At 62.1% G+C, this 24,358-nt stretch carries 24 protein-coding genes and 1 pseudogene; 13 read left to right on the top strand and 12 right to left on the bottom strand.

Annotated features, from left to right (window positions below):
* The first annotated feature begins 37 nt into the window (after positions 1 to 37).
* The 7 genes and pseudogenes from FJ970_RS09195 to FJ970_RS09165 all read left to right on the top strand — a co-directional run bounded on the left by FJ970_RS09195 (position 38) and on the right by FJ970_RS09165 (position 4,962).
* Positions 38 to 406: a YrdB family protein gene (locus FJ970_RS09195; protein ID WP_140756480.1), complete on the top strand. Its 369-nt coding sequence runs from the start codon at positions 38 to 40 to the stop codon at positions 404 to 406.
* A gap of 36 nt (positions 407 to 442) precedes the next feature.
* A pseudogene (locus FJ970_RS09190) lies at positions 443 to 568 on the top strand (SDR family oxidoreductase); the annotation flags it as partial.
* Between the two features lie 127 nt (positions 569 to 695).
* Complete coding sequence (locus FJ970_RS09185; RefSeq protein WP_140756150.1) at positions 696 to 1,082, top strand: SET domain-containing protein-lysine N-methyltransferase; 387 nt, start codon at positions 696 to 698, stop codon at positions 1,080 to 1,082.
* 181 nt (positions 1,083 to 1,263) lie between these two features.
* Positions 1,264 to 1,530 carry a 30S ribosomal protein S21 gene (gene rpsU / locus FJ970_RS09180; RefSeq protein WP_010911429.1) on the top strand — a complete coding sequence of 89 codons (267 nt, stop codon included), beginning with the start codon at positions 1,264 to 1,266 and terminating at the stop codon, positions 1,528 to 1,530.
* Positions 1,531 to 1,670: 140 nt separating this feature from the next.
* Positions 1,671 to 2,513: a tetratricopeptide repeat protein gene (locus FJ970_RS09175; RefSeq protein ID WP_140756152.1), complete on the top strand. Its 843-nt coding sequence runs from the start codon at positions 1,671 to 1,673 to the stop codon at positions 2,511 to 2,513.
* Between the two features lie 214 nt (positions 2,514 to 2,727).
* Positions 2,728 to 3,204, top strand: a complete 477-nt coding sequence (locus FJ970_RS09170; protein ID WP_140756154.1) for a DUF992 domain-containing protein — start codon at positions 2,728 to 2,730, stop codon at positions 3,202 to 3,204.
* Between the two features lie 321 nt (positions 3,205 to 3,525).
* Positions 3,526 to 4,962, top strand: coding sequence for an MFS transporter (locus tag FJ970_RS09165; protein ID WP_140756156.1), 1,437 nt, complete (start codon positions 3,526 to 3,528; stop codon positions 4,960 to 4,962).
* 25 nt (positions 4,963 to 4,987) lie between these two features.
* On the opposite strand, the gene FJ970_RS09160 is transcribed toward FJ970_RS09165, so the two are convergent.
* From FJ970_RS09160 to kdpF, 7 genes are read right to left on the bottom strand one after another with little or no spacing between them, the layout of a single operon-like run.
* Positions 4,988 to 5,677, bottom strand: a complete 690-nt coding sequence (locus FJ970_RS09160; RefSeq protein ID WP_140756158.1) for a response regulator transcription factor — start codon at positions 5,675 to 5,677, stop codon at positions 4,988 to 4,990.
* Complete coding sequence (locus FJ970_RS09155; RefSeq protein WP_140756160.1) at positions 5,674 to 8,409, bottom strand: sensor histidine kinase; 2,736 nt, start codon at positions 8,407 to 8,409, stop codon at positions 5,674 to 5,676. Before FJ970_RS09155 ends, FJ970_RS09160 begins: the two co-directional genes overlap by 4 nt.
* A 57-nt stretch (positions 8,410 to 8,466) precedes the next feature.
* Complete coding sequence (kdpC, locus tag FJ970_RS09150) at positions 8,467 to 9,030, bottom strand: potassium-transporting ATPase subunit KdpC (protein WP_140756162.1); 564 nt, start codon at positions 9,028 to 9,030, stop codon at positions 8,467 to 8,469.
* A gap of 11 nt (positions 9,031 to 9,041) precedes the next feature.
* Positions 9,042 to 11,135, bottom strand: a complete 2,094-nt coding sequence (gene kdpB, locus FJ970_RS09145; RefSeq protein ID WP_140756164.1) for a potassium-transporting ATPase subunit KdpB — start codon at positions 11,133 to 11,135, stop codon at positions 9,042 to 9,044.
* The gene (locus FJ970_RS09140) at positions 11,132 to 11,371 is read right to left on the bottom strand and encodes a hypothetical protein (RefSeq protein WP_227792061.1); all 240 of its coding nucleotides are present in this window, start codon (positions 11,369 to 11,371) and stop codon (positions 11,132 to 11,134) included. The genes kdpB and FJ970_RS09140 overlap by 4 nt, the downstream gene beginning before the upstream one ends.
* The gene (gene kdpA, locus FJ970_RS09135; protein WP_140756166.1) at positions 11,355 to 13,058 is read right to left on the bottom strand and encodes a potassium-transporting ATPase subunit KdpA; all 1,704 of its coding nucleotides are present in this window, start codon (positions 13,056 to 13,058) and stop codon (positions 11,355 to 11,357) included. The genes FJ970_RS09140 and kdpA overlap by 17 nt, the downstream gene beginning before the upstream one ends.
* Positions 13,059 to 13,078: 20 nt before the next feature.
* Positions 13,079 to 13,168, bottom strand: a complete 90-nt coding sequence (kdpF, locus tag FJ970_RS09130; RefSeq protein WP_032919213.1) for a K(+)-transporting ATPase subunit F — start codon at positions 13,166 to 13,168, stop codon at positions 13,079 to 13,081.
* Between the two features lie 535 nt (positions 13,169 to 13,703).
* On the opposite strand from kdpF, the gene FJ970_RS09125 reads away from it, so the two are divergent.
* Positions 13,704 to 14,996 (top strand): tyrosine-type recombinase/integrase, encoded by a 1,293-nt coding sequence (locus FJ970_RS09125; RefSeq protein WP_140756168.1) that lies wholly within the window; start codon positions 13,704 to 13,706, stop codon positions 14,994 to 14,996.
* A gap of 160 nt (positions 14,997 to 15,156) precedes the next feature.
* On the opposite strand, the gene FJ970_RS09120 is transcribed toward FJ970_RS09125, so the two are convergent.
* Complete coding sequence (locus FJ970_RS09120; protein WP_023825501.1) at positions 15,157 to 15,363, bottom strand: helix-turn-helix domain-containing protein; 207 nt, start codon at positions 15,361 to 15,363, stop codon at positions 15,157 to 15,159.
* Between the two features lie 182 nt (positions 15,364 to 15,545).
* Between FJ970_RS09120 and FJ970_RS09115 the strand changes: the two genes are divergently transcribed.
* Positions 15,546 to 16,214: a hypothetical protein gene (locus FJ970_RS09115; RefSeq protein WP_140756170.1), complete on the top strand. Its 669-nt coding sequence runs from the start codon at positions 15,546 to 15,548 to the stop codon at positions 16,212 to 16,214.
* 258 nt (positions 16,215 to 16,472) lie between these two features.
* Here FJ970_RS09115 and FJ970_RS09110 read toward each other — a convergent pair whose 3' ends face one another.
* Positions 16,473 to 16,685 (bottom strand): helix-turn-helix transcriptional regulator, encoded by a 213-nt coding sequence (locus FJ970_RS09110; RefSeq protein ID WP_023825499.1) that lies wholly within the window; start codon positions 16,683 to 16,685, stop codon positions 16,473 to 16,475.
* A 127-nt stretch (positions 16,686 to 16,812) separates the two neighbouring features.
* Entirely contained in the window at positions 16,813 to 19,809 is a 2,997-nt protein-coding gene (gene traA / locus FJ970_RS09105) for a Ti-type conjugative transfer relaxase TraA (protein WP_140756172.1), read from the bottom strand.
* A gap of 160 nt (positions 19,810 to 19,969) precedes the next feature.
* Between traA and FJ970_RS09100 the strand changes: the two genes are divergently transcribed.
* Together FJ970_RS09100 and FJ970_RS09095 are read left to right on the top strand one after the other, a co-directional pair.
* The gene (locus tag FJ970_RS09100) at positions 19,970 to 20,308 is read left to right on the top strand and encodes a conjugal transfer protein TraD (RefSeq protein WP_227792059.1); all 339 of its coding nucleotides are present in this window, start codon (positions 19,970 to 19,972) and stop codon (positions 20,306 to 20,308) included.
* A gap of 1 nt (position 20,309) precedes the next feature.
* Entirely contained in the window at positions 20,310 to 20,558 is a 249-nt protein-coding gene (locus FJ970_RS09095; protein ID WP_140756176.1) for a conjugal transfer protein TraD, read from the top strand.
* A gap of 267 nt (positions 20,559 to 20,825) precedes the next feature.
* Here the strand turns inward: FJ970_RS09095 and FJ970_RS09090 are convergent, their stop codons facing one another.
* A complete protein-coding gene (locus FJ970_RS09090) occupies positions 20,826 to 21,305 on the bottom strand; it encodes a hypothetical protein (RefSeq protein ID WP_140756178.1) in 480 nt (159 codons plus the stop codon).
* 148 nt (positions 21,306 to 21,453) lie between these two features.
* On the opposite strand from FJ970_RS09090, the gene FJ970_RS09085 reads away from it, so the two are divergent.
* A complete protein-coding gene (locus tag FJ970_RS09085) occupies positions 21,454 to 21,678 on the top strand; it encodes a hypothetical protein (RefSeq protein ID WP_140756180.1) in 225 nt (74 codons plus the stop codon).
* Between the two features lie 39 nt (positions 21,679 to 21,717).
* Here FJ970_RS09085 and FJ970_RS09080 read toward each other — a convergent pair whose 3' ends face one another.
* Positions 21,718 to 23,268 carry a hypothetical protein gene (locus FJ970_RS09080; protein WP_140756182.1) on the bottom strand — a complete coding sequence of 517 codons (1,551 nt, stop codon included), beginning with the start codon at positions 23,266 to 23,268 and terminating at the stop codon, positions 21,718 to 21,720.
* Positions 23,269 to 23,625: 357 nt separating this feature from the next.
* Here FJ970_RS09080 and FJ970_RS09075 point away from each other — a divergent pair, with 357 nt between their 5' ends.
* The gene (locus FJ970_RS09075) at positions 23,626 to 24,294 is read left to right on the top strand and encodes a hypothetical protein (RefSeq protein ID WP_140756184.1); all 669 of its coding nucleotides are present in this window, start codon (positions 23,626 to 23,628) and stop codon (positions 24,292 to 24,294) included.
* Positions 24,295 to 24,358: the final 64 nt, after the last annotated feature.

The following is a 24,358-nucleotide window of genomic DNA, read 5'->3' as shown; positions in this document are numbered from 1 at the left end:
GTCACACTCCTCGGCGTCGGGGATTCGGAGGACGATGGTGGGCAACGCCTGGTGGAATCTTACATTGCGCTTCCTGCTGGAGCTTGCCGCCTTGCTTGGCCTCGGCATGGCAGGCTGGAGCCTCTCGGACGGAGCGTGGCGTTGGGTCCTCGCCATCGCGTTGCCGCTCGCCTCAGCCGCGGCATGGGGTACCTTCGCGGTCCTCAATGATCCGAGCCGGTCAGGCCGGGCTCCGGTGCCGGTGCCTGGAGCTGTCAGGCTGGCGCTGGAATTCGTCGTCCTGTTCGGCGGTGCCGCGGGTTTCCATGTGGCAGGCCATACCGCTATGGGCATCATCATGGCCGTGCTGATCGTCATCACCTACGCGTTCTCGCTAGACCGTCTGGCATGGCTGCTGCGGCAATAGTTGGTGCGAACCTCTGCAGGTATCGGGTGGCTGCTCCTGAAGCGGATGGCCCAGCCGCAAGAGATCGCCCGCTCCGCGCTCTACCTTGCCTCCGACGCCTCGAGCTTCACCACGGGAACCGCGCTGTTTGCAGATGGCGGCGTGTCGATCAACCGGACGTGAAGGATTTTTACGGGGATCAGGCCTGTTCGTCGTTGTGACGCAGGCCGCCGGTCTTGCTTTTTCGGCGCGATTTGGCGATTCCGTTTCTGTCGAAACGGGTCTTCTTGCCAAGACGGGTCCTGGAACCATGATGCTGATCCGAACCTATGTCGCCCAGAGCGCAATCGAAGGCGTCGGCATGTTCGCCGCCGAGCCCATCCGCAAGGGCGCCTCGATCTGGCGCCTGGAGCCGGATTTCGATCGGCTGATCCCGATGGACAAATACGAGACGGCGCCGCAGCCCCTGAAGGAATTGCTCGACCGTTATGCCTATCCGAGCCCGGACAAGCCCGGGTTCATGGTCTATGAGGTCGACAATGGCCGCTTCATGAACCATTCGGCGACCCCGAACACCGATTTTTCGCAATATGGCGGCGCCATCGCGACCCGGGATATCGCCGTCGGCGAGGAGATCACCTGCGATTACGGCGAGTTCTTCGAGGATTTCGAGCGGCTACACCTGGCCACGGCGTAACTGGGACCTATCTCCAGTCTCCAGGCGAGCGTGGCATTTGGCTGTCGTCCGTCATTTCGACTGTGGACAGCGAGGCTTGATTCTGCTATCAGCCGCCACAATTCGTGGTGTCGAGCGCCGCGGAGGCTTGTGGCTATGGCTGCTTGCCTGTTGATATCAAACCCGAAAGACAGGATTGCCCGTGCAGGTACTCGTCCGCGACAATAACGTTGATCAGGCGCTTCGCGCGCTGAAGAAGAAGATGCAGCGCGAAGGCATTTTCCGCGAAATGAAGATGCGCGGCCACTACGAGAAGCCTTCCGAGAAGCGCGCCCGTGAAAAGGCCGAAGCCGTTCGCCGCGCCCGCAAGCTGGCCCGCAAGCGCGCACAGCGCGAAGGCCTGCTGCCGATGACCCCGCGTCCGGTCGCTGCTGGCGGTGCCGCCGGTGCAGCGCGTCCGCCGCGCTGATTATTGCCAATATTTCGTCCTTTTCGAAGGATACCAGGGTGGCGCGATGCGGAATCGCCGCCACCCTTTTATTTTGATTGTGACCCGGCCCGGAGGGGGAACCGGACCTGAACGACGGCGCAAGTGAGGACAGGGCAGACATGAACGCAACAAGCGTGGAGCGCGGAACCGCATTGCGTGGTTTCGCCCTGACAGCGGCCCTGCTTTCCGGACTGGTGCTTGCGGGCTGCCAGACATCGGGCCCGGCCGGCGAATTCAACAACATCGACAAGGCGCAAGGCTCGAGCGAGAACATCTCCTCGCTGTCGGCGGTCATCCAGCGCAATCCCCAGGATCCCGAAGGCTACAATGTGCGCGGTTCGGCCTATGGCCGCGGCGGCCAGTACCAGCAGGCGCTCAAGGATTTCAACCAGGCCATCCAGCTCAACCCGAATTTCTACCAGGCTTATTCGAATCGGGCCCTCATCCAGCGCTTCCTCGGCAACCAGGAAGCCGCACTCGCCGACTATAACCGCTCGATCCAGATCAACGGCAATTATGACGCCGCCTATATCGGCCGCGGCAATCTCTACCGCAAGGCCGGCCGCACCCAGGATGCCTTCAACGACTTCCAGAAAGCGATCCAGCTCGATACCACGGACGCCCGCGCCTACCACAATCGCGGCCTGATCTATCAGAGCCAGGGCCAGCACAAATTCGCCATCGAGGATTTCTCGACCGCCATCTCGCTGGCGCCTGACGCCGCCGAGCCCTACAACGGCCGTGGCCTCTCCTATCTGGCGACGGGCGACGAGGACAATGCCTTCTCTGACTTCAACATGGCCATCAAGCTCGACGGCCAGAACGCCGAGGCCTGGGCCAACCAGGCGCTGATCTACGAACGGCGCGGCGACAAGGCAAAGGCGGCGAAGGCCTATCGCGAGGCCGTGCGCCTCAACCCCAGCTACCAGCCGGCCAAGGACGGCCTCGCCCGCGTCAGCTGACATCGGCTTCGTCAGGCCCGCGCCAAAGCGCCCCACTGCATCGTGTGCGTGTCCGAAAGGACACGCGGCGCCGAAGATCGCCGCCAATCCGGCAACCCTGTGTTAACCCCCACGACAAGCCGTTAACCCTCGCCTTGTTCGCGCCAAGTTTTCGGCGGAACGGTCTGACCATTCAAGCCGTTATCACGAAGCGATTTGCGAAAGGACCCTCCCCATGATCAAGAAACTCGCCTGCGCCGCCGCCCTTGCAACGACCGTTTTCGCTGCCGCCCCGGCCAGCGCCGGCAGGTTGCAACTCGGCACGCTCGACTGCACCATCGATGGCGGCACCGGCTATATCGTGACCTCCAACAAGGGCGTGTCCTGCGTCTTCCGGCCCCATCATCACGGGCCGTCGGAAATTTATACCGGCGTCATCTCCAAGCTCGGCGTCGATGTCGGCAAGACGCATCAGGGCCAGCTCATCTGGGCGGTTTTTGCCGCGACCCGCGACCGTGACGCGGGCGACCTTGCCGGCAGCTACTACGGCGTCAACGCCGAGGCGAGCGTCGTGACCGGCGGCGGCGCCAACCTGCTGGTCGGTGGCTTCGACAGCGCCTTCATGCTGGAGCCGCTCAGCGTCCAGGCGCAGACCGGCGTCAATCTCGCCGTGGCGGTGACTTCGCTGGAGCTGATCCACTCGCTCAAATAAGTGGTTTGGAGCCTCGGCTCCAGGCCCTTCACTCTGCGGCGCGGAACCGGACAGATGGTTCCGCGCCGTTTGATTTTTGGCGGACGAGGACAGCCATAGCCGCTGCCATCACTGCAACCTGCCGGCAAGCAGTCCATCCAGGTCGACGCTGGCTCAAACATATCTTGAAAAATCCCTTGAGCTCAACCGAGGTTGAGGTTCTACAAACCCGCCCCGAGCAAGGCCGCGTCTCGACGCCGCGCGCATGGTCCTGCCGGAAGCCTCGCGCTGGCTCCTGGCGCCGTGCGGCTGCATCGCGATATGCAAATGCAGGGGATGGACATGACTGAAATCAGCACAAACAGGGTTGATTGGCGCGCATTGTGGGCGAGCGGCGACCTGGCGCGCTTCTGCTTCATCAGCCTCGGCATCCTGCTGCACGCCACCAATGAGACTATGGTGGCCACCGTCATGCCGGCCATGGTCGGCGAACTGGCCGGCGTGCAGCTCGTCGGCTGGTCGCTGGCGATCTACGAACTCGGCGCCATCGTCGCCGGTGCCGCGGCCGGACGGCTGGTGAGCTATGTGGCGCTGCGCACCAACATGGTGGTCGCGGCCCTGCTCTACGCGGCCGGGGCGCTGATCTGCGCCACCTCGCCGTCCATGCAATTGTTCCTGGCCGGCCGGCTGATCGAGGGTCTTGGCGGCGGCGCGCTGGTGTCGCTGGCCTTCGTCTCGGTCGAACGGCTGTTCTCGCGTGCCATCTGGCCGCAGCTTTTCGGCATCATGTCGGCGATCTGGGGCGTCGCTGCCTTCAGCGGTCCGCTACTCGGCGCGATCACTACCGAATTGCTGTCCTGGCGCTGGGCCTTCGGCGTCTTCACCCTCGGCGGCACCGCCATGGCGCTGGCAAGCTTCCTCGTACTCGACACGCCGGAAGCGACAAGACCCAGCGCGAGCAATGGCAAGGCGCCGCCCTTCCCGTTCACGGCGCTTGGCTGCCTAGCCATTGCCGTGGTGCTGATTGCCTCGGCCGGCGTTGACATCGCCCTGCTGCGTTCCTCGCTGCTGATCGTGCTGGGCCTGGCAAGCCTGGCGCTGTTCTTCTACATCGACGCGCTAAAACCGCGTTCCCGGCTGTTCCCGGCGCGGCTGTTCTCATGGCGCACGCCGGTCGGCGCCGGCATGACCATGGTCGCCGCCTTTTCCATCGCGACCTGCTCCTTCGGCGTCTACGGGCCGCTGCTGCTGACCAGCCTGCACGACATTCCGCTGCTGACCACCGGCTATATCATCGCCGCCGAATCGATCGCCTGGTCGATCCTGTCGATCCTCGTCGCCAACGCGCCGCCACGGCGTGAACGTATGATCATCGTCTGCGGCGCACTGATGATCGCGACGGGCATCGCCGGCTTCGCCTACACCATACCGCTGGGCTCTATCCCGCTGATCCTGGTCTGTGCCCTGCTGCAGGGCGGCGGTTTCGGCATTGCCTGGCCGTTCCTGACCCGCGTCATCGTCGCCTCCGCGCCGGACGACGAGCAGACCATCGCTTCGGCCGCGGTGCCGACCATGCAGCGCATCGGCTATGCCGTGGGTGCCGCCCTTGCCGGCATCGTTGCCAATGCCAGCGGTTTTTCGCAAGGGCTGAACCATGACGCGGCCGCTGGTGTCGCGAGCTGGCTGTTCCTTGCCTTCGTGCCGCTCGGCATTCTCGGCTGTCTCGCCGCCTTGCGGACATCGGCGGCGGCAAATCGGCCGCTCGCAGTCATCGGCTGACGCGGGTTCTATCGGGCGGGTTATTTCACTCGACGCGCAGGCGGTAGCCGACGCCGGTTTCGGTGGTGATGTAGCGCGGCTGGTCGGGGGTTTTTTCGATCTTCTGCCTGAGTTGGCGCACATAGACCCTGAGATACTGTACGTCGGTCGAATCGTCCCAGATCTGCTTCAGGATGTAGTGGTGGGTCAGTACCTTGCCGGCATGCTGCACCAGGATGCGCAGTATGTCGTACTCCTTCGGCGAGAGCTTCACCTCCCTGTCCTCGACCTTGACGATGCGCTTGACCAGATCGACGCTCAGGTCGCCGCTCTGGAAAACCGGCTTCTCGCCCTGTTGCTGGAACTTGTGGCGCAGCGCCACGCGGATGCGCGCCACCAGTTCGTTCATGCCGAACGGCTTGGTGACATAATCGTCGGCGCCGAGTTCGAGCGCGCTGACGATGCCGGCCTCGTCGGTGCGGCTGGAGAGGATGACGGCGGGAATGTCGACGCCGTCGTCACGCCATTTGCGCAGGAGCTCATGGCCCCCCATGCCGGGCAGACCGAGATCGAGCAACACCAGATCCGGCTTTTCCTGTTCCATCAGCTCGATAGCCACCTTGGCGTTCGGCGCCTCGCTGACCGTGTAGCCCTGGCTGGCGAGGCCGACCCGAAGCAGCTTGCGGATCGGCGGCTCGTCATCGACAACCAGTATCCTGACATTCGAATTGGTCATCGGGGCTGGTCCACGCCGGGCCCGTCGCCGCGGTTGTCGACATCGCGCGCTTGCACCGGCACCGGCATCCTGATGGTGAAAGCGGCACCGGGACGGTCGGTCCGGTTGGCGGCCGCGATCGTGCCGCCCATCGCCTCGACGAAGCCACGGCAGATCGACAGGCCGAGCCCGGTGCCGGCGCGCACCTGATCGCCCTTGCGGACGCGGTAGAAGGTGTCGAACACACGGTCCAGGTCCTGCGCCGGAATGCCCGGCCCCTCGTCCATCATCTGCACGACGACGGACCCATTGTCGGTCCATCCCTGGACGCGGATCGTCGAACCGGGCGGCGAATATTTCGAGGCATTGTCGAGAAGGTTGAACAGGACCTGCTCGAACAGCACGGGATCGAGCCTCAGCATCGGCAAGTCGGACGGAATATCGACCTCGATCTCGTGTTCGCTTGTGATCTTGCGGGCGCGGTCGAGTGCCGTGCCGACAATATCTCCGAGATAGTGGAGGGCGTAGTTAGGCTCCATCGCCCCGGACTCGATCTTGGTCATGTCGAGCAGGTTGGCGATGAAGCGGTTCAGCCGCTCCGATTCGTCGATCACCGTCGACAGAAGCTCCACCCTGTCCTGCTCGGGCAGGTCGGGCGCGAACTCCTTGAGTGTGCCGGCCGCGCCCATGATGGCCGAAAGCGGCGTTTTCAGGTCATGCGAAATCGAGGTCAGCAGCGCCGAGCGCAGCCGGTCGGCTTCGGCGGCGAGCTTGGCGCGGTCGACATCGGCGACGAGCTGGACGCGTTCGATCGCCACCGCCGCCTGGTCGGCCAGCGCGTCGAGCAGCCGCTGCTGCTCGGGCGTCAGCAGCGGGCCCTGCTTGTCATTGTCGAGGCCGACGACGCCGATCGCCGTGCGCCCCGTACGCAAGGGGAGATAGAGGCGCTTGGCGCCAGGCAGCGTGTCCGCGCCGCGTCCTGCGGCGCGGTTGTGCTCCCAGGCCCAGCGGGCAGCGGCGATGTCGGCTTCTGCCAGCGTATCGTCGGGCGGATAGCCTGCCTTGACGGTGATGGTGCCATCTTCCGGCAGAAGCAGCACCACGCGCAGCTTCAGCATCGAGGCGATCTGGAAGGCGGTGGCCCAGAGCACGTCATCGAGCGTGCCGGCGCCGGCGAGCTTCTTGGAGAACAGATAGATGTCTTCGGTTGCCCGCGCCCGCGAGCGGGCGGCGGCGGCCTGACGCTGCACGCGCGCCGTCAGGTTGCTGGCGATGACGGCAACGGCGAAGAAGACGGCAATCGCAACGATGCTCTCCGGATCCCGGATCGTCAGCGTGTAGCGCGGCTCGAGGAAGAAATAGTTGAAGGCAAGTGTGCTCAGGAAACAGGCGTAGAGCGCCGGCCAGAGACCCCCGGCCACCGCCGATGTCAGCACGGAGAGCAGGAAGACGATCGCCAGGTTGCGAACGTCGAGAAATTGGTCGAGGGCGGAGCTGACGGCCAATGATCCGGCAACGTAAGCGGTAGCCAGCAAATACGGCTTGGGCTGGAACTGCCTCTGCTCGGCGGCCGCGCTCACTCTCCTGGAAGGCGTCTCGGTGTCCCGCTCCGTTCCGGAGATGACATGGACGCTGATGTCGCCGGCATTGCGGATCAGATCGTAGGTGAGCGACCCCTCGATCAGTTCCCGCCAGCGCGACCGGGTCGGCCTGCCGACCACGATGTGGGTAAAATTGTTCGCCGTCGCGTGGCGCACGATATCCTGTGCCAGGTTCTGGCCTGGGATGGTCGTCACCTCGGCGCCGAGCTGCTCGGCGAGGCGCAGGAGTGTAGCGAGCCTGTCCTTGTCGTCCTCGGACATGCCGGCCGAGCGAGGCGTGTCGACATGAAGCGCCGTCCACGGCGCACGAAGCCTGTCGGCCAGCCTGCGTGCATAGCGAATGCGGGCTGCACCGCCCGGACGCGCATCGACGCAGACGAGAACCCGTTCCCCGGCAGCCCACGGACCCTGGATGGCGTGGGACTGCATGTGGTTGAGCAACTGCTCGTCGACGCGCTGGGCGGTACGGCGCAGCGCCAGTTCCCGCAACGCCGTCAGATTGCCCGGCGAAAAATAGTTCTCGACGGCACGCTGCGCCGTGTTGGGGAAATAGACCTTCCCCTCCTCCAGCCGCTTGATCAGGTCGTCGGGCGTCAGATCGATGATTTCGACGTCATCGGCTTGGTCGATGATGGAATCGGGCACCGTCTCGCGCACCCTGACCCGCGTGATCTGGGCGACGACGTCGTTCAGGCTTTCGACGTGCTGGATGTTGAGCGTCGTATAGACGTCGATGCCCCGCGCCAGGATTTCCTGGACGTCGAGATAGCGCTTGGGGTGGCGGCTGCCGGGCGCGTTGGTGTGGGCGAGTTCGTCGACCAGGACCAGCGCCGGGTGCCGGGCAAGGATGGCGTCGATATCCATCTCGTCGAGGACACGCCCCCTGTAATCGACCTTGCGGCGGGCAATGACTTCATAGCCTTCCACCAGGGCCTGGGTTTCTTTGCGGCCATGCGTCTCGACCACGCCGATTACCACGTCGACACCGTCGGCCAGCCTGGCACGGCCCGACATCAACATCTCGTAAGTCTTGCCGACACCAGGTGCCGCGCCGAGGAATATGCGCAGACGGCCGCGCCCTTCCCGCCCCGCATGCTCGAGCAGCGCGTCGGGGGATGGTCTGTTTTCGACGTTGCTTCTGTCGTTCGGCATCGGATTCGATCATGAATGGCGCCGGGAACCATGTCGATCCCCGGCGCCGGCCATCACCTATTTCGCGGCATCCAGCGCCAGGTTGAGCGCTAGCACATTGACCGCCGGCTCGCCAAGCACGCCCAGTTCCCGGTCCTCGACCTGGCTGTCGACGAGCGCCTTGAGCTTGGCTTCGTCGATGCCCCTGGCCTTGGCCACGCGCGGAACCTGGAAATAAGCGGCCTGCGGGCTGATCTGCGGGTCGAGGCCGCTGCCGGATGTGGTCACAAGGTCCATCGGCACCGGCTGGTTCGAGTTCTCCGCCGTCAGCTTCTCCGCATCGCCCTTGATGCGTTCGATCAGCTTCGGGTTGGTCGGGCCGAGATTGGAGCCACCCGAGGCGCCGGCATCATAGCCATTGCCCGCGGCTGAAGGTCGTCCGTGGAAATACTTGTCGCTGGCGAAGGCCTGGCCGATCAGTTCAGAACCGATCACCTTACCGTCCTTCTCGATCAGGCTGCCATTGGCCTGGCGCGGGAACAGTACCTGGGCGATGCCGGTCATGCCCAAGGGATAGATGAGCCCGGTCAGCACGGTGAAGAAGACGATCATGATGATCGCGGGTCTGATTTGCTTGAGCATCGGAATGATCCTTATGCAAGGCCGAGGGCCGTGACGGCCATGTCGATTGTCTTGATGCCGACGAACGGCACGACGATGCCGCCGAGGCCGTAGACGAGAAGGTTGCGGCTGAGCAGCGCGCCGGCGCCGATCGCCCGGTACTTCACCCCGCGCAGCGACAGCGGGATCAGCGCGATGATGATCAGCGCGTTGAAGATGATGGCCGACAGGATGGCGCTCTGCGGTGTTGCAAGGTGCATGATGTTGAGCGCCTGCAACGGGCCAGTGGTCTGGCCGGGCGCGACGTAGAAGACGGCGAACATGGCCGGGATGATGGCGAAGTACTTGGCGACGTCATTGGCGATCGAGAAGGTGGTCAGCGAACCGCGCGTCATCAACAGCGCCTTGCCGATCTCGACAATCTCGATCAGCTTGGTCGGATCGCTGTCGAGATCGACCATGTTGCCGGCCTCGCGGGCGGCGACCGTGCCGGTGTTCATGGCGACGCCGACATCGGCCTGTGCAAGGGCTGGCGCATCGTTGGTGCCGTCGCCGCACATGGCGACCAGCTTGCCCTTGGCCTGCTCGTCGCGGATCAGCCTCAGCTTGTCCTCCGGCGTTGCCTGGGCGAGGAAGTCGTCGACGCCGGCTTCCGCCGCGATGGCTGCCGCCGTCATCGGATTGTCGCCGGTGATCATCACCGTGCGGATGCCCATGCTGCGCAGCTCGGCGAAACGCTCGCGGATACCGCCCTTGACGATGTCCTTGAGGTGGACGACGCCGAGCAGCCGCCCGTCCCTCTCGACCGCCAGCGGCGTGCCGCCTGATTTGGCGACCTCGTCGGCGATCGCCTGCAGGTCGCGCACGGTATCGCTTCCGGGCCGTGTGCCATGCGTGGCCGATGTCGGCTGGCTGACATAGGTCAGGATCGAATCGACCGCGCCCTTGCGTACCGAGGAGCCGTCTATGTCGACGCCGCTCATGCGGGTCTGCGCCGTGAAGGGCACGAAAGTGGCGTGCAACGTCGCCATGTCGCGGGCACGGATGGCATATTTCTCCTTGGCCAGCACCACGATCGAGCGGCCTTCCGGCGTCTCGTCGGCGAGCGAGGCAAGCTGTGCAGCGTCGGCCAGTTCCTGCTCGCTGACGCCCTTGACCGGGCGGAACTCGGTCGCCTGGCGATTGCCGAGCGTGATCGTGCCGGTCTTGTCGAGCAGCAGCGTGTCGACGTCGCCGGCGGCCTCCACGGCACGGCCCGACATGGCCAGCACGTTGAAGCGCACCAGGCGGTCCATGCCGGCGATGCCGATGGCCGACAGCAGCGCGCCGATCGTGGTCGGGATCAGCGTCACGAACAGCGCGACGAGCACGGTCACCGAGATGTAGCCGCCCGAGTAGGAGGCAAAGCTGGGGATGGTGGCGGTGGCCAGCACGAAGATCAGCGTCATGCCGACGAGCAGGATGTTGAGCGCGATCTCGTTCGGCGTCTTTTGGCGCTCGGCGCCCTCGACCAACGAGATCATGCGGTCGAGGAAAGTATGGCCGGCAGCGGCGGTGATGCGTACCCGGATCCAGTCGGACAGCACCTGCGTGCCGCCGGTGACCGCCGAGCGGTCGCCGCCGGATTCGCGGATCACCGGCGCGGACTCGCCCGTTATCGCCGCCTCGTTGACCGAGGCCACGCCCTCCACCACCTCGCCGTCGGACGGGATGATGTCGCCGGCCTCGACGAGAACGATGTCGCCGACCTTCAAACTGGTGCCGGGCACCAGCTTGAATTTCGTCCGGTCCTCGCCGGCCAACAGCTTGGCCTGGGTTTCGGTGCGCGCCTTGCGCAGCGAAACCGCCTGCGCCTTGCCGCGCCCTTCAGCAACGGCTTCGGCGAAATTGGCGAACAGCACGGTGAACCACAGCCAGATGATGATCTGCAGCGTGAAGCGCGGATCGCCGCCTCCGGTGACGAGGTCCTTGACGAACAGCACCGATGTCAGTGCCGAGACGACGGCGACGACGAACATCACCGGGTTGCGGGCCAGCGTGCGCGGATCGAGTTTGCGGAAGGCACCGCCAATGGCGGGCCACAGGATGCCGGCATCCATGATGCTGGCCGATTTTGAGTGGCTCATTTTGAAGCTCCGGCTTCAATGTTGGTGTGCGGCACCGATTGGTCGGATGCCGGAAAAAGGTGTGGAAGCTCGTAGGCCAGCAGCCAGAGCGCGATCATGGCGGCGGCAAGCCCAAGAAATGTCGACAGGGTCGGGAAAGGAGGCGGCATTCCCTCCTTCTCCGGATCGGCCCGATGCCTGACATTGCGGCGCTTGTTGCTGAACCAGGACATATCCGCCTCAGAATGCCTGTCCATGGATCATCGCCAGGTGCTCGACGACAGGCCCGACGGCGAGCGCCGGGAAGAAGGTCAGGCCGCCGACGATGACGATGACGCCGACCAGCAGCCCGACGAACAGCGGGCCGTCGGTCGGGAAGGTGCCGGCCGAGGCGGGCACGGTCTTCTTCGCCGCCAGCGCGCCGGCGATGGCGAGCGCTGGGATGATGACCAGGAAACGGCCCATCAGCATGCCGATGCCGAGCGTGATGTTGTACCAGGGCGTGTTGCCGCCGAGGCCGCCGAAGGCCGAGCCGTTGTTCGCCGCCGCCGAGGTGTAGGCATAGAGGATTTCGGAGAAGCCGTGCGGCCCGCCATTGGCGATCGAGGCCACCGCGCTCGGCAGCACCACCGCGATGGCCGTGAAGACCAGCATCGCCAGCGGCAGGCACAGGATGGCCAGCATCGCCATCTTGACCTCCTTGGCCTCGATCTTCTTGCCGAGATATTCAGGCGTGCGGCCGACCATCAGGCCGGCGACGAAGACGGCGATCAGGATGAACATCAGCATGCCGTAGAAACCGGCGCCGACGCCGCCGACGATGACCTCGCCAAGCTGCATGTTCATGAGCGGGATCATGCCGCCGAGCGCGGTGAACGAGTCATGCATGGCGTTGACCGCGCCACATGAGGCAGCCGTGGTGATGACCGCGAACAAAGCCGAGAGCGCGAAGCCGAAACGGGTCTCCTTGCCTTCCATGTTGCCGCCGTCGATGCCGAGCGCATGGACCAGCGGATTGCCCGCGGCTTCCGCCCAGTAGCAGACGGCGACGCCGGCGATGAACAGCACGCCCATGGCGGCCAGGATCGCCCAGCCCTGACGCTGGTTACCGACCATGCGGCCGAAGACGTTGGTCAGGGCGGCGCCGACAGCGAAGATCGACAGCATCTGGATCAGGTTGGAGATGGCGTCGGGATTCTCGAAGGGATGTGCCGCGTTGGCATTGAAGAACCCGCCGCCATTGGTGCCGAGCATCTTGATGGCGACCTGCGAGGCGACCGGGCCGAGCGCGATCGTCTGCCTGGCGCCCTCGAGCGTGACGGCATCGACGTAAGGCCCGAGCGTCTGCGGTATGCCGAGCCAGACATAGACAAGGGTGAGCACGACGCAGAGCGGCAAAAGTACATAGAGCGTGGCGCGCGTCATATCGACCCAGAAATTACCGATCGATCTTCCGGAGGAGCGGGCAAATCCGCGGATCAGCGCAATCGCAATGGCGATGCCGGTAGCGGCCGAAACGAAATTCTGGACCGTCAGGCCGGCCATCTGCACGAGGTAGGACATCGTGCTTTCGCCGCCGTAGTTCTGCCAGTTGGTGTTGGTCATGAAGCTGGCGGCGGTGTTGAAGGCGAGCGCCGGGTCGACCGCGCTCATGCCGGCTGGATTGTAGGGCAGGCTGCCTTGCAGACGCTGCAGGACATAGAGCACCAGGAAGCCCGCCAGGTTGAACAGCAGCAGGGCCACCGCATAGGTGGTCCAATGCTGTTCCTCGCGCTCGCTGGTTCCGCAAATGCGGTAGAGCCCCCGCTCGAGCGGGCGGAAGACTGGCGAAAGCGGCGTGCGATCGCCTTTGAAGACGCGGTGCATGTAGAAGCCAAGCGGCTTCACCAGCAAAGCGAGGATCCCGCAATAGAGGAGGATCTGTATCCACCCGTTCAGTGTCATGGCTGTGGCTTTCCGCGCCTTCAGAAGCGTTCTGGACGAATGAGGGCGTAGGTGAGGTAAGCAAGCAAGAACAAGGTTACGCCTCCACCGAGGATGTAATCGAAAAGCATGATTCGATCCTTCCGCTCAGATTCTGTCGCAGGCTTTGACGTAGACGAGGGATAGAGCGAAGAACAAAACCCCGATCCCGACAACAATGACGTCCATGATTGCCTTCCTTGCTTCTACTTTTGTCTTTCGGCCACGATGGAAGAGGCCAAAAACCGTTCGCGCTTGCTCGTCGCCTCGATGGCGACGGCATTCAAAGCTTCTGTGGCGTGTTATATGGACCCGATCGCCATAAAGGTTCGAGACGGGGCGGATGGGAAAGAAATAGGAATTTTATAAAGGTTTTCGGGGTGGGCGGCGGGCCACCCTAGACGCAGTGACGCGCTATAGGATGCCGTTGCACCCAGTCGCATCCAATGGCATTCCGAGGATTTATGGCGGAGAGAGCGACAGCCATATTGCTGTCTCATGTCGTCTCAATCAACGAAAATCACAAGGCAATATCAATGCTTTAACCTAAAATGGCTGTCTCGCGCCGTTGCAATCCGCATCATCCAATGCCATTATTTTTGGCGGGTAAGATGATGGGATAGAGAAATGCCGAAGATCGCGAAGGAACTTTCAGCACTAGCGGTCAAGAACTTGAAACACCCCGGATCGACCACAGCGAGCAACGCCGTGTTTGCTGTTGGCGGTGTTGCCGGGCTCATGCTCCAAATCACGCCGGGAGGCGGGCGATCATGGCTATTGCGCACAACAAACGTCAATGGCCGGCGTTGCGAAATGGGCCTTGGCGGGCATGACGTATCATTGGGCGAAGCCCGCGAGCGGGCGAGGGCAACCAAAGACAAAATCCGCAACGGCATCAATCCGCTTCAAGAGAAGCGCGAGCGTCGCAAAGCCGCGATCGAGGCCGCAAAGCGGCGTCTCACATTCCGCGATGCCGTTGACAAATTCCTTGCCGACACGCTGGCGGAATTCAGAAACGAAAAGCATCGGAAGCAATGGCAATCCACGCTGGACACGTATGCAATGCCGGTCGTCGGCAATCTTGCCGTTTCCGAAGTCACCAAACATCACATGGTTGAAATCCTTAAGCCGATCTGGACGACCAAGACGGAGACGGCCACGCGTCTCCGGCAACGTTGCGAACGCGTGCTTGATTGGGCAAAGGCACCCGGACACCGCGAGGGCGACAATCCGGCAGAGTGGAAGGGCAATCTCAATGCCATGTTGTCCAAGCCAAGCAAGGTTGCGACAGTCGATAATCAGCCCGCCGTTCAGTTGAAAGACGCGCCCACCTGGTTCGCAGCATTGCGCAAACGCGGAGGCACGGGTGCGCGGGCATTGGAATTCGCGACATTGACCGCTGCGCGATCTGGCGAAGTGCGCGGCATGGAATGGCCTGAAATCGATTGGCACGCCGAATTGTGGACGGTGCCGGCATCGCGAATGAAAATGAGGCGCCCGCACGTTGTGGCGCTATCCGACGCGGCAATGACAATCCTGACTGCGATGAAAGAGGCCGCGACCGCCGACACAGAATATGTGTTTCCGGCGATCCGTGGCGGCATGCTGTCCGACATGACGTTGAGCGCCACCATGAGACGGATGCACGAAAGCGAGATCGAGGCGAGCCGCACGGGCTGGGTGGACAAGAACTCGAAGCGTCCAGCCGTGCCCCATGGGCTGCGGTCAACGTTTTCTGATTGGGCAGGGGAGTTGTCCGACTATCCCCGAGACATGCGGGAGTTTGCGCTCGCCCACGCCATCAGCAGCGACGTTGAGGCCGCATATCGGCGCGAAACCATGATTGAGAAGCGCCGCGCCATGATGAGCGATTGGGCTGCATTTTTGCGGGGCGGGAAGACACCAAGCTCTATGACGTGAGCCTCGGCAACGCCGACCGAAGACGATAAGCTCGCGAGCAAAACGGAACGCTAAGCTGTTCAGCAATATCGATTGCTGATCGCATCGGGCGAACCGGAATTATCAGCGGTGTCGCTGAGATGTTTCCGCTCGGTTCGATGGGCGCTGCGTGACGCCACCTCTAATTTCGCCTGGCTAAGCGCACGCCGGGCCCACCACCGTTCTCTGGAATGAATTCGATGCCAGCGTTCTCCAGGGCACCTTGTACCGCCTGCAGTGTGTTGTCGAACAAAACCTCGCCGCGCTCCAATCGCGCGATAGTGTTGGGAGAGACCTTGGCGAGGGCAGCAAGCTCCCGAATGCCTAGATGGAGAGCTGCCCGCGCCATCCGACACTGGGCCGAAGTTATTGCCATCCGTAGTAATCCTGTTACTAAGTTGTTGCATTTGCTGGCCATAGATAGTAACACTGATACTACCGTTGATGCCGACAAGCATCTTAAGCGGTTGGACAGGTGCGGTCACACCCGTCCAACCTAACCACAACCCCAGCTTTCATGGAGCTCGGATCATGGATGATTCCGACAATAGCATGAGTTTGTCTTTCGTCACCCGGCGGCGCTTGCTGGCGGGCACGGCCACGGCCGCCGTGGCATGGCCCTTCCAGGTAAAGTCGCGGGCCGCCGAACTGACGGACGGCAGCAGCGCGGCTGATCCTGCTCTTCGTCTGTGTGGGAACTGGCAAAACATCCACAACGAGACACTTGCGCTGTGCCGCGAACAGCAAAGGTTGGAGACACACCTCGCCAGGACGGTCGGCTTTCCCTGCGCCAAGGTACGGCTTGCCGATGGTACGGAATTAACGCTCCATTCCATGGAAGGCATGAACGATGCCTACTCTCCCGAAATTGAAGTCGAATGGGGCAGGGCGGTTGCCGACTTCGCGGCACACCAGGCGCGTTGGGATGCCGCCGATGCTGAGATCGGCTATTCGAGAGCAGACGAACTGATACGGCAATCCGAAATAGCCGAACGCGAACTTCTGGATAATCTACCGCATACAGCGGCTACCTCCATGGAGGGCATTTTAGCCAAGCTGCTCGTTATCTTGCATGACGGTGAGCATTGGGAACGTCCCGCCGATTTCCCTTGGCCTCATATCCGGTCGGTGCTGGATGACCTCGGCCGCCACCATAAATATCGATCCGGCGATGATCGCGATCGATCGGGCAATCGTTAGCCGACGGACCTTATAGGGCGGTGAGGATGCAGCCTGCTTCGAAGGAAGCCGGATCGGAGGCAGCCCGTCACGGCCGCTTCGCGCCAAAGTTGCCCTGCTTGAGCAAGCCATCTTGATCGGCGCGAGGCCGACCATCATTTCGGTTTGCCGTTTTCGCTCGCCTCGGCGGCGCTCCTGACGGACATGGCAGTAACCCTGCCGCCGTGACCGCTGCGTCTCGATGAAGGCCAGCTTTCCGCGCAGTGTGCATCACCCTCATCACAACTTGTCGCCCTCGTCTTGCGGACGCCACGAAACGGGATTGGTGATCCAGCGACTGATGTCGGATTCATGCCAGCCTGCACCGTGGATACTGATCTGGATCTGGCGTGGGAAGGTGCCGTCGGCGATCTTGCGATAGATGGTGGACCGGGACAGACCTGTCCGGGAGACGACGGTTTTCAGGCGGATGATACGGTCTGGTTCGCGCATGGACGCACTGCCTCCTGCTGGTTGTTTTTGACTGCTCTTGATCAAGAGAGGACAGACACTTGCGGGCGCGCAAGAGGTTTTCCGCGTCATCGCACCCCGGCGTAGAGACGGCGGCAGATAGGACTGTCTAGAGTCCAATGCCCCGGCCCCGACCGAGGTCGATGCCGTGGGTGAATGCGAGTTCCGCACCAAGGCGCCGACCAGAATCGACGCTGATGCCAAGGTCGTGCTTGCGGTTGGCGAGGATGGATTCAAGCTGCGGATCGCGCTCGAGGCTTTTGGCCATGTCACCCATCGCCGATCGCGTGGCCTTGTAGCCGGACATGTCACCCGCCTGATACTGGTGCTGGCTGGTCCGGTCGAGTTTGTGCCAACGCTCCACGAAATGGTCTGCGCGGCGGCCCGGATCGTTGTCCAGTCCGGTGCGGATTTCGGTTTCAAGCTGGAGGGCGCGGATGGCGCGGTTGATCCGTCCGCCGGCGGCCTCGGCGACAAGTTCCGGGCTCTTGACATAAGCGGCCTCGGCATCGCGCCAGCCATGGGGCCGCACCTCGTCGAAGGCTTTTCGGGCGTCAGCCAGTTCGCGCAACCGCATCGGGCTGGCCTTGTTTCCCGCGCCCTCGTCGCTGAATATCGCGTCCATGGCGCGGGCATGACGCACGAGCGCATCGGTTCGGGCTTTCCGCAACGCCGCTTGCCCGTCCTCGGCGATCTCTCTGGCGGGCGCTGCGGGTTCGAGGCGCACTTCCTCTCTTTCCGGCCTGCGCATGGCGTCGAAGTCGGGTGCGCCATCTGCCGAAGGGCGCCGGCCGTCGAACATGTTGCGTAGCCTTTCAGGCACGACCTTGCGCACGATCTCTGCGACACGCTCGCGAAAGGTGATGCCGCGCCGCTCGGCATAGCTCTGCGCCGGATCGATCTGCTCGTAGTCCAACGCCATGTCCTTGGCGCGATCACGTGACAGCGTACGGACAAGCCGGTCCCGTGTCGCGAAGTCATCGCCGCCGTAATGCAGCTCGGTCCCATCGCGATGCCGGGACAGCGCGACGTAGCTGCCATGCGCATCCATCCCCGGCGTAGCGAGCACATAGGTGCCGTCAACCGTCATGCCCTGCGCCTTGTGAATGGTCGCGGCATAGCCGTGGTCGATGTGGGCATAGTCTTTCAGGTCGAAGCTCACCAACCTGCCGTCGTCAGTGCGCACGGTCATGCTCTGCCCGCTGACGTCTTCAATCATGGCCAGCGTGCCGTTCTTCACGCCGAGTCCGCGTTCGTTGCGCAGGAACATGATGCGGTCGCCGGTTGCGAAGCTTCTTGCGCCGCGTTCGACACGGACCTGAACATCGTCGCCGAGATCGCCGGCAGCACCCATGCGTTCGCGCGCCGCCTGGTTGAGCGCGCGCACTTCGTCGTTTGTGTGGGTGAGAATGATCCGGCTTGCTTCAGGATTTGCCTGCCTGTCGCGCTCCCAGCGCTCGACCAGATCTCGGCGCGCCTGGTCGCGCGTCGCAGCCTGATGCACCATGCCTTGCGCTTCATATGCGCTGATCGCAGCGCCGATCCTGCCAGTTGCCAGATCGCGTGTTGCGTCACGCTGCCAGTCCTCGCGCTGCCGGCGCACCTGACCAATCTCGACGCCGCCATGTCGTTCGCGGATCGAACGGAATGCGGCGCCGGCTTCGATCGCCTGCAACTGCTGCGGATCGCCGACCAGCACAACCTTTGCGCCGACGCCTGCGGCATGGGAGAGCACGCGCTCCAACTGGCGCGTGCCGACCATGCCGGTTTCGTCGATCACCAGGACATCACGCGCGGTGAGAAGATCGCGGCCCTGTTCCCAGCTGTGTTCCAAACTGGCGATTGTGCGCGAAGCAATTCCTGAACCGCTCTCGAGATTTTCAGCGGCAATGCCGGAGAGTGCGGCGCCTCGAACCTCATAGCCCGCTGCCGCCCATGCCTGGCGCGCAACGCCAAGCATGGCGCTCTTGCCGGTTCCGGCAAACCCGACAACGACATCAAGACCGCGGCCGTCCGTGATATGCGCAAGCGCTTCGGCCTGCTCGCCTGACAGAACAAGCCCGCGTCGCGCTGCGCGCGCGAGAGCTGTCTCGCGATGTGCGTCACTCACCGTGTGGTGCTCTTGTCCGGCCATCAATTCCGCCGCGCGATGCAGGCGCTGTTCGGTCTCGATCATTTGCCGGGTGGTAAAGCGATCTTCGCCGCGTCCGTCCTTGCCCAGCTCGACCAGATCGTGTGCGTTGCCGATCGCTCCAATGACCTCGTTGAACTGCTCGATGCCATCGCTGTGCCGATGCGCGAACTTCGCGATGTCCTTTCGGGTGAAGGTCGATTGCTGATGCGTGATGGCATCGAGCGCTACAGATGGATCGGCAATGATGCGCGCGCCGTTGTTGCGCGCGATCTCGCGGTGCAGTTCGGCGCGATCTGCTTCAATACCGGCAGCGTCGAGGCCACCGCCCTCGATGCGTTGGGCCGGCGCACCAATCTGGGTCTGCGGCTCCAGGGCAATGCCCTGCGCCTCCAGACTGCGATGATCGATGCGGGCGTCTATGTCGAGTTCGGCAAGGCGCTCATTGGCAAGCTCGGCCCACCGTTCGCGCCAGCGCTCAACCAGCTCCGTTTGGTTCCAGTCGCGCACCTTTGCCCCAAAACCATTCTCATCCACGGACCGCATTGTGAGCATGACATGGGCATGCGGCTTGATGCTTCCATCCTCAGCCCTGTCCCAATGCACATTGAGATCGGCGACCATGCCCCGGCTGACAAACTCGGCCTGAACAAAGTCGCGCGCCAGTTCGATGCCCTGCGCCTGGGTCAGTTCGCGTGGAAGAGCAAACTCCACCTCGCGGGCAAGCTGGGCGTCCTTGCGAACCTCGAAGGCCTCGATATCGTTCCACAGCCGTTCACGGTCGCTCCAGGCTTCCGGTGCATTCTCCGGCAGCAAGACCTCGGAATGGACGACGCCACGCTTGGCCGAGAAATCATGGCTTCGATCAATGCGCTCGTCGCGCAGCCGCGAGGCGGAGCGATAGGCGGCCGACGCCACAGCACTCGAGCCAGCCTTGCGGCCAATGACCTTGACGTGAAGATGATAGATCGCCATCGCGACCAGATCATTTGCACGTCAAAGCGCACGTCGGCACGACGTATAAGCGCGCCCTCCCTCGAAAAATTCTCGGGATGGACCAGCCCGTCCCGGGCTGTCTCGGCAACCCTGAAGCTTTCCGACAGAGGGTTCCGTATCATGGCCGCATCAACAACCGATGGAGACAGCCATGCGAAAACCACGCGACTTTGACGTGGAGCTGAGGGCGCTGGAAGACAAGGCGCGGGAGCTCAAGACGCGAAAGGTTCAGCAGCTTGGCGAATTGGTGATCGCCACCGGCGCCGATCAACTCAGCACCGACGAACTGGCTGGCGCGCTGGTCGCAATCTCCGAAACGAAAGATCCCGCAAAGCTCGAGGCATGGGCCAAGCGTGGAGCGATGTTTTTCGAGAGCGGTTCCAGGAGAACTCCTCCGACAACTGGGCGCAACCTCCGCGGCACTCCAGCACAACCAGGCAGCGCACAATCGCCGGCAAGCGCATCTGGCTCGCAATGACATGCGCACCTGGCACGTCGAGCGCCGCAAGCGCACCCGACATCTGATTGAACTCGGCGGTCTCGTCGTCAAAGCAGGCATTGTCGAGCTGACCAACGACGATCGCGCCATCATCTACGGAGCGATGCTCTGGATCGCCGCCAAGCTGCAGAGCCGTGAGGCCGAGCATGCGCGGAACCTATGGGCCGGGAAGGGAAAGGAGGCTTTCGATTTGAAACCACATGAAGTGCAGAAGGCGGCGCAAACGTAGCAATGGTTGACGCAAGCGGGGCGGCGCAAAGGCCGAACAGCACGCGGACCTGCGCTTCCCCAAAAACGCCTATCGTTCGCAGATGTCTGAATGTCTCGATGGGCCGCTACCAAGGTGCAAGGGTACCGATACATCTGCCCACTGGGTCGTCGGTCAGTCGGTCACGAGCTGAAGAGCCTTTAGGTCGTGAACTGAGCCGCGGAAATCTCACCTTGCCTGGCAGCCGCAGCTGAGGCCGTAAGGCTCGTTGCGACGAACCTTGAAAGATCAGAAGTGATTGAGCAGTCCTCGAGGAAGATCCAACGCCTTCTTGATCCAAGGGCGCAGCGGACTCGCGACGGCTGTCGGGGATGGCAGGGCCGAGCAGCTCTCCAGCATTTTCGTCCACGAGGGACTGTTAAGCACCATGTCGCAGCGCGCGAGGCGCCTCTGCCCCCCGACACCCAAACACGCGAAGCTTCCCAACGGAAACTGTTCGCCGTCACTCAGACATGAAGCGCTCAGAGCATCCGTCCGCACCGGGATCGCGCCGCCCGGACAGTAGCCGGCGATCCTGTTCCAGGAAAAGACGTTCTGGTTGGTTTCGCAGCGAGCCAGATAGATATCGGGACCTGGCGCCAGGCAAGAATACTGGCCCAGCTCGAACTCTCCATTCGGGCCGAGACATTTTCCCTCTGCCAAGGTTGGCGCAGCCATGCCGAAGCACGCTACGCCAGCAACGAAGAATCTCAGGTTTGGCTTGCTCAATCGCGTACTCCGACCTGACTGATCGCATTACTTTATTGCGGCAGAATTCCGTACTGGCCTTTGACGCAGCCGGCGGCGTTCGCCCTGTCAGGTTCGTCAGAATCCTGGTCCGGCCGGCGCCGCGCGACCGGAGCGTCGAGCATATATCATGTTGACGATCGCGGAGCTGATGCCTGTGCTCGAAAAGCTGCTGGGTGAAAATCCCGGCCCAGTGTCGATCGTCGCCGGCATCGCAGCGCTGAGAACAGCCGGCGATCCCAGCGACGCGGTCGAGTTGCAGGCAGTAATTGGCACTTTTGCGGCAGATCGACAGCGATCTTTTTCGATCGAAGACCACCCGAGGGGGCGTAACCCTCGCGATTGGTTGGGGTGAATAAGACACCCATCGCACTGAAAGCCCCAAAGACGCCTGTCAAAACAACGCAGGTTGCTCGGGCGGCTCCCCCGGGGTTCCCTGCTCTTCGGCAAGCCCGTCAATCGCCTTGCGCGTCAGCCACCTCATACCGGAAGGTGTCGGAAACCTATCGTAGAGCGGCCGCTGATCGATAGGCGCACGCCCGGGGTGCTTTTCATGCACCGACCAGAGGCTCCAACCCTTGTATTGCGGATCGTGGAACCAAAGCTCTGTCGCTGAAATGAGCGACGATGGCGTTGCGGTCGCGAGGAGACCCTCAAAGTCCTGAATGTGCACGAACCCGACGGGGATTAGATCGTTGTCGACAATCTCCAATCCTTTGACCTGCCGGATTTCGTGCGCCAGCCTAAGAATCTCTCCTTGCATGGTCGAAGACATATCTGCCCACGTATCCAAGGTCAGCAGAACGCCCTTGATCGTCGGCGAAAATTCGACGTCACGGTCCACATGACCAAGCCGATGATGGGCGACGTGGCGCCATATCTGAAAGATCCCGTAAGCGAGGTCCGCTAAACCCTCAGCTTCGGAGGCGGATTCGGCGAATTTCGACGCATGGGAAGCTCTCTTCGCTTTACATTCTATCAGCAAGGACACGGAGCCGTCGGACAGCAGGGCGAGATCCGACGATCTATAGTTTATGCCCTTTTTCGGCGCATATGGCTTTTCCCGGATGATCGCGATCTCAGGCAGGAACGCATCGATAAGCATAGCAACGTAGTCCTCGAAGCGCTTGCCCATCTGCTCGTTGATGCCCCCGGGGCCGACGATATCGTAGTAGATGCCATTGCTTATCCGCAGCGATATCAACTGAGGTAGTGGCGCGATCAGATGAGTGCCGGCCGGAATGACGATACATGGGCTGATGCGAAGGGCGCTTTTCTTGTAGGCGGTGAGGCCCGATTCCCCTCTCAATGTTGATGCCGCTCTCCTGGCTTGAAGAAGCGGTAGAGAGAGCTTCTTGAACGTGATTTCTCTTTCTTTCTCGCTGATTTTGACCGCACTCAGATCGACGGTCATCGAGGCGAAGGGGCGCGACATCAGATGTGAGCGGAGGGCAAAGCCACAAAATGCAAATCGATCGACAGGAATCCCAACGTTCTCCTCGAAGCGGGCGAGCGCGTCGGGGAAATCAAAAATAAAAAGGGAGCGGTAGAGTTGAAAGAAATAGTCATATCCGCGCTGCCAAGGGAATTGTCGCTGCGCAAGATGGCCGATCAGGTGAAGAATATTACCAGAGTTCAGCCAAACGCCGTCCTCGGCGTTCTCCAACTCAACGAGCTTGGAGATCAGCGCGTTCGCCGCATTGTGGTTTTTGACGTTCAGCCTTCGCGGGCCGGATTTTTGTGAGGTGGTCAGGTATTCGTTGACAAGAGTCTCGAGGAGCCACGGCGCAAAGCGGAAACGTTCCCTCGCTTGCTGCATCTCCTCAGAGCTAAAGTCTGGTCCAAACCGGCGCGCGAGCGCAAACTCACCCTCGTGCAGCGCGGCGAGCGACCAAATCAAATTAAGAAACTCGCTCGGGCCGCCGATGCTTAGAAGATCACGCAATTCCTTTCGGAATCGATCTCGCCTTCGCCTTAGAGCGAACAGTGATAGATTGTTAGAAACGTCCTCATCTGCTGCCGTCATAGCCTGCGCAGCATATGCAAAGGCATCCCTTCGAGTTCAAACTTTCTCGATTTGTCCACACCCGCTCGAAACATGTGGAAAAGTTTGAAGCCTTTGATCGCAAAGGTTATCCCGTCGGCCTGTCACGCCGGAGGTCGCGGGTTCGAGCCCCGTCACTCGCGCCATTAAGTTCCTGAAAAACTGTTGTTTTCCGGATTTCCCTACTGACATAGCCGGGCAGCTCTTTGCCCATGTAAGCACAATGTAAGCAGCCGCCGTTGGCGGAGGGACACGGATATGAAGACATTGAAGGAATGGCTTGGAATCATCGAAAAGTTGGAACGCGAGTTCGTAAAGAAGGCAAATAGCCACTTCACGCCTGGCTCGATGTACCTTACTCACATGTTTCTTCTGGGCGCCGGTCAGCGGACCTTGTCGCAATCGCGCGGCTTTCGCCAGATGATCAAAGCAAGGAACTTTCCATCCGCCACGATTTTACTCCGTACACAAATCGACACCGCTATGCGAATTCATGGTCTCCCACTCATCCAGGACCGAGAGGAGAGCATGAAGCGAATGATAGCTGGCCAAGTGCAATTCGACAGGCTGACCACGATGGAGAATGGGAAACAGGTGCGACTCACCGACGCCTACCTGCGCAAACACCTCTCAGCGACCTACCCCTGGATCGACAATGTCTACACCGAGACATCGGACTTTGTTCATCTCTCGTTTCGGCATCTCTGGACGGCAATCGGTGGCGTTGACGATGAAGCCCGAACGGTTCAGTTCGCACTTTCCGGTATTGACGCCAAGCGTGACGAGTCGGCCTATTTCGAAGCGTGTGCTGCCTTTTTCGAGGTATCGAAAATCGTATACATGATGCTGTTGGTGGCATGGGGGTTAGCTCGGCCACCGGTCCAAACTGTCCCGGTTTCTGAGGCTGAGACGAATCCAACCGCGTAACAAATCTCTCTTGCAGATCTCTTGTGCTCGGTGTTGCGATGGCTGAAATAAAAGGAGCCACGGC

Source organism: Mesorhizobium sp. B2-1-8, from assembly GCF_006442545.2.
GTDB lineage: Bacteria > Pseudomonadota > Alphaproteobacteria > Rhizobiales > Rhizobiaceae > Mesorhizobium.
Note: the sequence above shows the minus strand (reverse complement) of the source record. Positions and strands in the feature narration are given on the sequence as shown.